General features: G+C 46.6%; 7 protein-coding genes. 4 read left to right on the forward strand and 3 right to left on the reverse strand.

What is annotated here, in order from left to right; genetic code table 11:
- Window positions 1-591 precede the first annotated feature (591 nt).
- Both KGY70_13885 and KGY70_13890 read left to right on the forward strand, forming a co-directional pair.
- Entirely contained in the window at window positions 592-1,416 is an 825-nt protein-coding gene (locus tag KGY70_13885; protein ID MBS3776280.1) for an alpha/beta hydrolase, read from the forward strand.
- A 258-nt stretch (window positions 1,417-1,674) separates the two neighbouring features.
- On the forward strand, window positions 1,675-2,412 hold the full coding sequence (locus KGY70_13890; protein ID MBS3776281.1) for a hypothetical protein: 738 nt from the start codon (window positions 1,675-1,677) through the stop codon (window positions 2,410-2,412).
- 72 nt (window positions 2,413-2,484) lie between these two features.
- On the opposite strand, the gene KGY70_13895 is transcribed toward KGY70_13890, so the two are convergent.
- The gene (locus KGY70_13895; protein ID MBS3776282.1) at window positions 2,485-4,962 is read right to left on the reverse strand and encodes an ABC transporter permease; all 2,478 of its coding nucleotides are present in this window, start codon (window positions 4,960-4,962) and stop codon (window positions 2,485-2,487) included.
- 203 nt (window positions 4,963-5,165) lie between these two features.
- Between KGY70_13895 and arfB the strand changes: the two genes are divergently transcribed.
- Complete coding sequence (gene arfB / locus KGY70_13900) at window positions 5,166-5,585, forward strand: aminoacyl-tRNA hydrolase (protein MBS3776283.1); 420 nt, start codon at window positions 5,166-5,168, stop codon at window positions 5,583-5,585.
- Between the two features lie 9 nt (window positions 5,586-5,594).
- Window positions 5,595-6,254: an HAD family phosphatase gene (locus KGY70_13905; protein ID MBS3776284.1), complete on the forward strand. Its 660-nt coding sequence runs from the start codon at window positions 5,595-5,597 to the stop codon at window positions 6,252-6,254.
- Window positions 6,255-6,395: 141 nt separating this feature from the next.
- On the opposite strand, the gene KGY70_13910 is transcribed toward KGY70_13905, so the two are convergent.
- The gene (locus tag KGY70_13910) at window positions 6,396-6,920 is read right to left on the reverse strand and encodes a YfiR family protein (protein MBS3776285.1); all 525 of its coding nucleotides are present in this window, start codon (window positions 6,918-6,920) and stop codon (window positions 6,396-6,398) included.
- A 1-nt stretch (window position 6,921) separates the two neighbouring features.
- A partial coding sequence (locus KGY70_13915; protein ID MBS3776286.1) for a hypothetical protein occupies window positions 6,922-7,911 on the reverse strand: 990 nt, incomplete at its 5' end.

The following is a 7,911-nucleotide window of genomic DNA, read 5'->3' on the forward strand; positions in this document are numbered from 1 at the left end:
TAAAAATTCTTTTCTTGTCATGGTGGTGGTTTTAAGGATTTAAAATATCAATGGTATTTTTTCTCCAATCAAAAAGTTTTGTCATCCTGCCCGGGAATGGGATGAAAAATTCCTTCATTCAATGACTTAGTTCTCTAACAAATTTGTGGGAAGAAAAGTTGAGTCCGCTACAAAAAGTAGGCTGGATAAAGATCCAAATCCACCAAAAACGCCTTTACATCAACCCGTGCATATACTAAATCTCTTGCATTGCTATCAGCGCGGGATTGGCAGATCCAACCCGACCTCTTTCATACTCGGGGTGGAGGATATGTTCCTTAAGCCCCCGAAGGGCTCAAACCACCTAACCCTGAGGATTTTCCATTTTTTCTTAAATGGTTGCCGTATTGTTCGTCTCGATACTGAAATGTTTTCTAATAGTTTTCCACTAAATCTAAGAAACAAACCACATAGAATTCAACATCTATCACTTAGCAAAATACAAATAAAGATCGACGGACTATACAAAACTTAAAGCTGAAAACTACAAAGCAAATCACTCCCATTTGACAATTACCTCCAAAATCCCTATCTTGAGGAAAAAATCTGCCTATGCATCCACAGACCCTGAAAGTCAACGACCTTGAGCTCACATGGTACGAAGGCCGGGCCAAGGGAACACCCATCGTCTTTCTCCATGGCAACTCCCTTTCTTCAGAAATCTTCACCGAACAGTTTGCCGATCCCCTGCTGGCCGACCATTACGGGCTGATTGCCCTGGATCTGCCGGGGCACGGTCAGTCGGCACACTCGGAAGATCCCATAAAAGACTATTCCATTCCCGGATTCATCAACCACTTCCTTGCCTTTATCGAAAAGATGCAACTGGACAAAGCCATATTTGTAGGCCACTCCCTGGGCGGCCACATACTGATGGAAGCCTACGAAAAACTCAAAGACCACATGCTGGGGATGGTTGTCCTGGGGGCCCCTCCCTTCACCCTGCCCCCGGATATGGAAAAAACCCACCATGAAAGTGACGCCCAATTTCTGGTCTTTCAGGAAGAGCTGAGCGAGGAAGAGATCCATCAATTTGCCCAGGCCTGCGTACGCGAAGGTCACGAAGATCCCGAATTGCTGAAGGATGCCGTGCGTCATTCCGATCCTGGCATGCGCGCCGGGTTGGGACACTCCTTTTCCAAAGGGGAGATACAGGATGAAACCAGGATCCTCGCCAACATGAGCCACCCCCTGGCCATCTTCCACGGCAGAGGCGATCAGCTGATCAAAGGCAGTTACTTCCAGGATTTGAACCTGCCCACCCTCTGGCACGAAGAAGTTCAGTTCATCGAACAGGCAGGACATTGCCCCCAGTGGGAAAACCCCGAAGCCTTCAATAAACTGCTGGATAATTTTATCAAGGAGATAAGCAAGTAAATAGATCCCACAAAACCAGTACCCCTTAACCCCTGAATTGCCAGGCAAATCAGGGGTTTTATCTGTTCACGCATTATGGTCTGATCCCTGAACATCAGGATACTGGCTGACAAAAACATAACCCACTAACATCTGGCGCTCATTACCCCTTCAAGCACGGTTATGTATGAAACCTGCACGGTGAATAAATCTCATTGTCTTTAAAATGAAAAGTTTATATCATTATCCCACCCAATTGTATCCAAAAACGAACCCTATATGCCACAGGTGCGCCTTAACAACTCATCTGTCAATACTACCCTATCGGACCATATGGGAGTATCCAGCAAACACCCCAATAATAAAGAAATTAAACAGATGCTTTCTTCTTTCATCCCGATGAAGGGGGAAATTATCTATTCACAGGTATTCTCCACCGAGCAATGTGTATTGAGCCCCTGGCAATCAAACCTTTTTGGCTTCAGGGAATCCATCTGCGACATCAATCGGGTCATCGACATGGTCCATCCCGGCGATGTGGATCAGGTTTGGAATATCACGCGAAAGGCTATGGATCTTATCTACTCGGAGTATCAGGAGACTCGCCGGTTTATCTATCGCAGCACCTACCGCATCCTGTACAAAGGCCATAGCTATATCCGGATTTTAAGGGAAACGGCACCTTTATTGTACGATGAGAAGGGCAAGATCATCGCCAGTGTCAGCAGGAGTACGGATATAACTTGCATGGGGCATCCCAAAGAGATAAAAGGCTGGCTTACCTTTCCGGATAAAACCATCGATCTTACCGACGATTTGAATTGTAAGGTCAGCAGACGGGAAAGAGAAATTCTTTTTTACCTGGCCAAAGGTTACAGCAGCAAGGCCATAAGCACGCATTTGAATATCAGCAAGCTTACCGTGGATAAACACCGGGCCAATATGCTCAGAAAAACCAATGTGAGCAATACTTCTGAACTCATCCATTATGCCATCGACCATGGCATTCTTGAATAGCCAAAGATCCTCCTGTTGAAAGGAGAACCTTTTGGCAAATCAATCAATTGTTTGGCTTCATTGTGAAACTTACTACTCATCTTTCAGCGATTGGGCCGGGTTGACGGTTGCAGCGCGGAAGGCACGGTAACTCACGGTCAACAAGGCTACCAGCAAGGTGATGATGGAGGCCAATATAAAGACGAACCAGCTGATGTCGATGCGATAGGCGAAGTCCTGCAACCAGTCATTCATAAAATAGTAGCTCAGGGGCCAGCCTATAAGCGTAGCAATGGCAATCAATATAAGGATTTCCCTTGACAGAAGTTTCAGAATCTGTGGTACCGTGGCTCCAAAGACCTTACGCACCCCTATCTCCTTGGTCCGCTGGGCGGCCATGAATGAGGCCAGCCCAAACAGCCCCAGGCAGGAGACGATAATGGCCAGCAGGGAAAAAGCCTTAAAAAGGGTGCCTACCTTCTGCTCCTGGCGATACTTGGCCTGCCAGTCATTTTCCAAAAAAGAATAATCCAGGGGGGTCGCCGTTACAAATTGCTCCCATTTGTCCCGTATGAATTCGATGGTCTCCTGCATCTGTCCGGGCCGCATCTGAACAGACAGATGCGAATAATGATCGTTGATATAATAAAAGATCAGGGGCTGAATTTCATGGTGCAACGATTTGAAATTGAAGTTTTTCATGACACCCACCACACGAAACTCAATGTCTTCACCCTGGCCTCCCTGCATGAGGATCACATGCTTGCCGACCGCTTCCTCAAATCCCAACTTCCTTTTGGCTGCTTCATTGATTAATATACCCAGCGAATCCGTGGCATAGTCTTCCGAGAAAAATCGTCCTTCCGACATCTCAATGCCATAGGCCTCATCATAATAAGGATCGGTGGCAGAAAAATTCATCACCATGGATTGCTGGGGAGAGGAGCCTTCAGGATAGAAGGCCGTACTGGAAGTGTTTCCACCCGGCACATTCCTGGAATAACTCGCATTCCGAATATTGGGGTGACCCAACAATTCCTGACGGAAAGCACCGTGCTCGGAACCCAGCTCACTGACCCGGTTGATCACCATTACATGTTCCTTATCGAACCCCAGATCCTTCTGATTGATGTAATGCACCTGCTGGCTTACAACAAGGGTACTCACCATCAGCACAATGGTTATAATGAACTGAAAGACCACCAGCATGCCTCTTAGCCTGGAATTCTTAGAACCCCCGCTCAACTTGCCCTTCAAAACGGCCACCGGATTGAATGCGGAAAGGTAAAAAGCCGGGTAGCTTCCTGCCATCAGCCCCACGACCAAACCAATACCCAGAAGCACCAACAGGAAAAGGGGATTCCGGAAATAATGAATATTTAGGCTTTTATCCGCCAGGTTGTTGAAGAACGGCAAAGCCACTTCTACCAGAACGATGGAAAGCAGGAGGCCCAGGAAGGTGATCATCATAGCTTCCATGATAAATTGCAGGATCAGTTGTTTTCTTGAACTGCCACTCACCTTTTTTACTCCTACCTCCCTGGCCCGGTTGGCCGATTTGGCAGTGGCCAGGTTCATAAAGTTGATGGCTGCAATGAGGATCAAAAAGAAAGCGATGACCGAGAAAAAATATACATTGTTGATGCTGCCGGTCTTACCGATCTCATTATCCAGTTCGGAGTGCAAATATATATTGTTCAAAGGCTGAAGGTGGTAGCTCCATAAATAGCCCGATTCATTGAATTTTTCCCAGCTTGACCCGAATATTTCTTTTACCTGAGGGGCAACATATTTCTTTACCATACCGGAGAACTGACGCTCCATCTGACTGGCGGTGTAACCATCTTGTAACAATACATAAGTGTATACATTGGTGGAAAGCCACATGTCATTTTCATATTGGCCGGATGACAAATAAGAAACCAGCAGATCGTATTGAAAATGAGAGGTTTCCGGGCAATCTTCCATCACACCGGTTACCTCCAGTTCCAGGTTTCCATTGGCCCATTCAATGGTTTTTCCCATGGGAGAAGCATCTCCAAAATACTTCTTTGCCGTCGATTGAGTGAGCACCACCTTGTTAGGCTCCGACAGGGCGTTATCCGGATTGCCTTCTATGAAAGGCATGGTGAACACATTAAAAACCGAAGAGTCGGCAAAGAAAAGATGATCTTCTATGTATTTGCGATCGTCAACCTGTATCACCGAATTCATCGTTGCCCGCAGCCGCGTCATCTCCTCCACTGCAGGATATTCATCTCTCATAACCGGCCCCATCGGATTGGACGACAGGGCAGATTGGATTTCGCTCGATCGGATCTTCCCCTGAAAAGTTATCCGGTGTATTCGATCCTTATTTTTATGATGCTGGTCGTAGCTGAGCTCATCCTGAACATACAGCATGATCAGAATGGCACTTGCCAGACCAATGGCCAGACCGAAGACATTGATGATGGTATATCCCTTGTACTTCTGAAGGGTTCGCAGGGCAATCTTAAAGTAATTTTTCAGCATGGTTGGCGGAATTTTTGAAGTTTCAATAAGCAAATCAAAGGTTGTGCCAATAGCCATAATATTCTATAGAACAATAAACTAACAATCATTTTTGAAATTAAAAACGTACGCAAACGCACCCTGAAGTGTTCATTTGCGTACACTGCCGGTTGTTGGGCGGAAAATTTGAGCCACCGGATTTCTGGAAAGAATGAGGATACAGCAACCGGAAGTGGTTCAATTGCCTTATCTTTGTACCCAAACAGCTATAAAGCCCGGATATGAGTTCCAAAAGCATCAGGAAAAGACCGGTTGACAGGGAGCTGCGCTTCAACACCTCGCGCAGTGGTGGGCCCGGCGGACAACATGCCAACAAAACAGAGACCCAGGTGGAGTTGCGTTTCCATATCCCCCATTCAGAAGTACTGACCGAAGAAGAAAAACAACGGCTGCTTCTCAAACTTTCCCATCGCCTGACCCGGGAAGGAGAACTGATACTGATAGATGCATCCAGCCGTTCACAAGTGAAAAACAGGGAGCAAGTAACGGAGAAGTTCTATGCCCTGCTGGAAGAAGGCTTGAAAAAACCAAAGAAACGAAAACCTACCAAACCCTCGAAAGCCGCCAAAAGGAAACGGCTGGAAGAGAAGAAGAAACATTCCGAGAAGAAACAAATGCGCAAGCCTCCTGATAAAACTTAAAATATCCTTATGCAAGCAATCATATTTGATATGGATGGTGTGCTGGTAGACAATCAGGACATTCATCGCAAGGCATGGGTCGAATTCTGCAGGCGCATCGGCCATCCCATCGACCCCGCAGATTTTGACCGGGTGGGTTTCGGTAGAAAGAACAAGGAATTTCTTCGCTACTTCCTGCAGCGGGAAGTAAGCGGCCAGGAAGCTAAAATCCTTGGTGAAAAGAAGGAAGCCGTTTACAGAGAACTCGCCGGTAAGGAGATCCAGCCTGTAAACGGGCTGATACCGTTTCTCAGATCCATGAAAAAAGAATACCATCTGAAGACCGCAGTAGCAAGCTCTGCTCCGCGGAGCAACATAGACTTTGTGCTGAAGAAGCTGCTTATCGGGGAATTTTTCGATGTGCTGGCCGATGCTTCCCTGGTGGATCAGGGCAAGCCGCATCCCTCGATCTATCTGAAAACCGCAGAGTTGCTGGATCTACCCCCTGCTCAATGCCTGGTATTTGAAGACTCCCTTTTTGGAGTTGAATCAGCTCTTCAAGCAGGCATGCAGGTCGTGGCCCTTACAACCAGCCACAGCTATAAGGAATTAAGCGCATACCCCTGCCGGGATATCATCCGGGATTTTTCGGAATTGAATGAAGAAAAAATGCAAAAGCTGATTCGGTAGCAGAAAAAATCGCAGTCTACAAACCAGCGCTTAGCGCTGCGCTAAGCGCTGAAAATGTTCGAAAACGAACACCAAAAACGCGGCCCGGGACGCTGGTCCCGAACCGCGAAAAAACAGGATCACTCAAAAGCCCTCTTCGTGTCAATCCACCACCCGCTGAGCAAGGCTGGTCAGATCCAAACTGAAGGATAACCCCCTTGCCTGGAGGCTGGATTTTTTCACCTCATACATGATCTTCTCGTTGCGGATCACCAAATTGATGTCGGAACCTTTATCTAACATACCGCCTTTTTCAGTGACGATGAGCGTGCCGTGATCACCCACCTTTTTTAAAGCGGATTCCATAAGGTTGCTTTTCCAATGCCCTACAAAGAGGATGTTGCAGTTGGGATCAATCTCCTCCACATTGGAAGGATGATTAACAATGAAGTTCTGACCCTCTTTGCTCTTACTCTTCAGCATTACTTCCAGTTTTTCATAAACCGAAGTATGCCCGAGCACATCAATGACAAAGTCGTCTCCCTTATATTCATCCGGCCACTCAATGTGTTTGGTGAAATTGTAAATGTACAGGGTGATGTATTTCTCTTCCTGTGAATGAGCCTGAGAAACAAACAACAAACCAACAAAACAAATAATAAACAATCGGGTAATAATTTTGATCATATCAATGTTCTATTGCAAATTTCACAGATTGCGAGGCCTGGTTGCCCAGATAATCATTCGCCTGTATCTGAACCTGGTAATTACCGGGCTCCAGGGTAGGCAGAGGAATTTCTGTTTTCCATTCCCCGCCGTCGATGCGGTAACGAATCCGGTCCGTACCGCAAGCCATGTCAGTGGCTGCCACATACAATCTGCAATTGGAAGGATAAATCGTATACTGTTCATCACGGACCGATTTGGTGCCGATGGATTTTACGCTGAAGTGGTGATAAATTTCCGGTGCCTGCTGATCCACGTATAACTTAAGCACTTGCTCTTTCTGTTCGTTGTTGACCCGATCCACTGCCCGGAAACCGAAAATATGGAACCCTTCTTCATTCAGCATAACAGGATCCTTATATGCTTCAGGGGTCTGCTGATCAATCCTGTAGAGGGTCTTTTGTAAGCCCGAACCGTTGTCATCCCCTTTCAGGCGGATCTGAGTGGACTTTTTAATGAACAGGGTATCGCGGTTCTTATAGTGTTTGCCTTCCAAACTGAAGTTAGCCTCCGGAAGTTCTGTATCCATAAAAAGGGCTTGGGTCTGGCGGCCGGAAAAGTTGTTCACCTGATCCTCTGCAGCATAACTAACATACTGCAAGCCACTCTTTTCCAAAGTAAAAGGCTCAGAGTAGGTGTTGGAAAGGTTTGAATTGTTGATGCTGTAAGTAATTTTCTTTACCCCCGATTTGTCGTCACTGGCTGCGATCTCCATTTTACTCCTCTTGCTCACATAGAGGCGGTCATCCGTATATTGATCCCCGTTCACCTGCAAGCTCACTTCAGGAGCATCCCGGTCGATATAATAGGAGAAAGAACCGTCGCCGTTGTCGGAACCACCTTCCTTCTTCAACGAGGATTTGAGGGATTGCTTATCTTCAGCATTGCCCACGTGATCCACCGCATAATAGACCAATTCATTGCTGGTGTTGTCGAATTGCTGAACAGATAT

This window comes from Bacteroidales bacterium (assembly GCA_018334875.1).
Taxonomy (GTDB): Bacteria; Bacteroidota; Bacteroidia; order Bacteroidales; family UBA12077; genus JAGXLC01.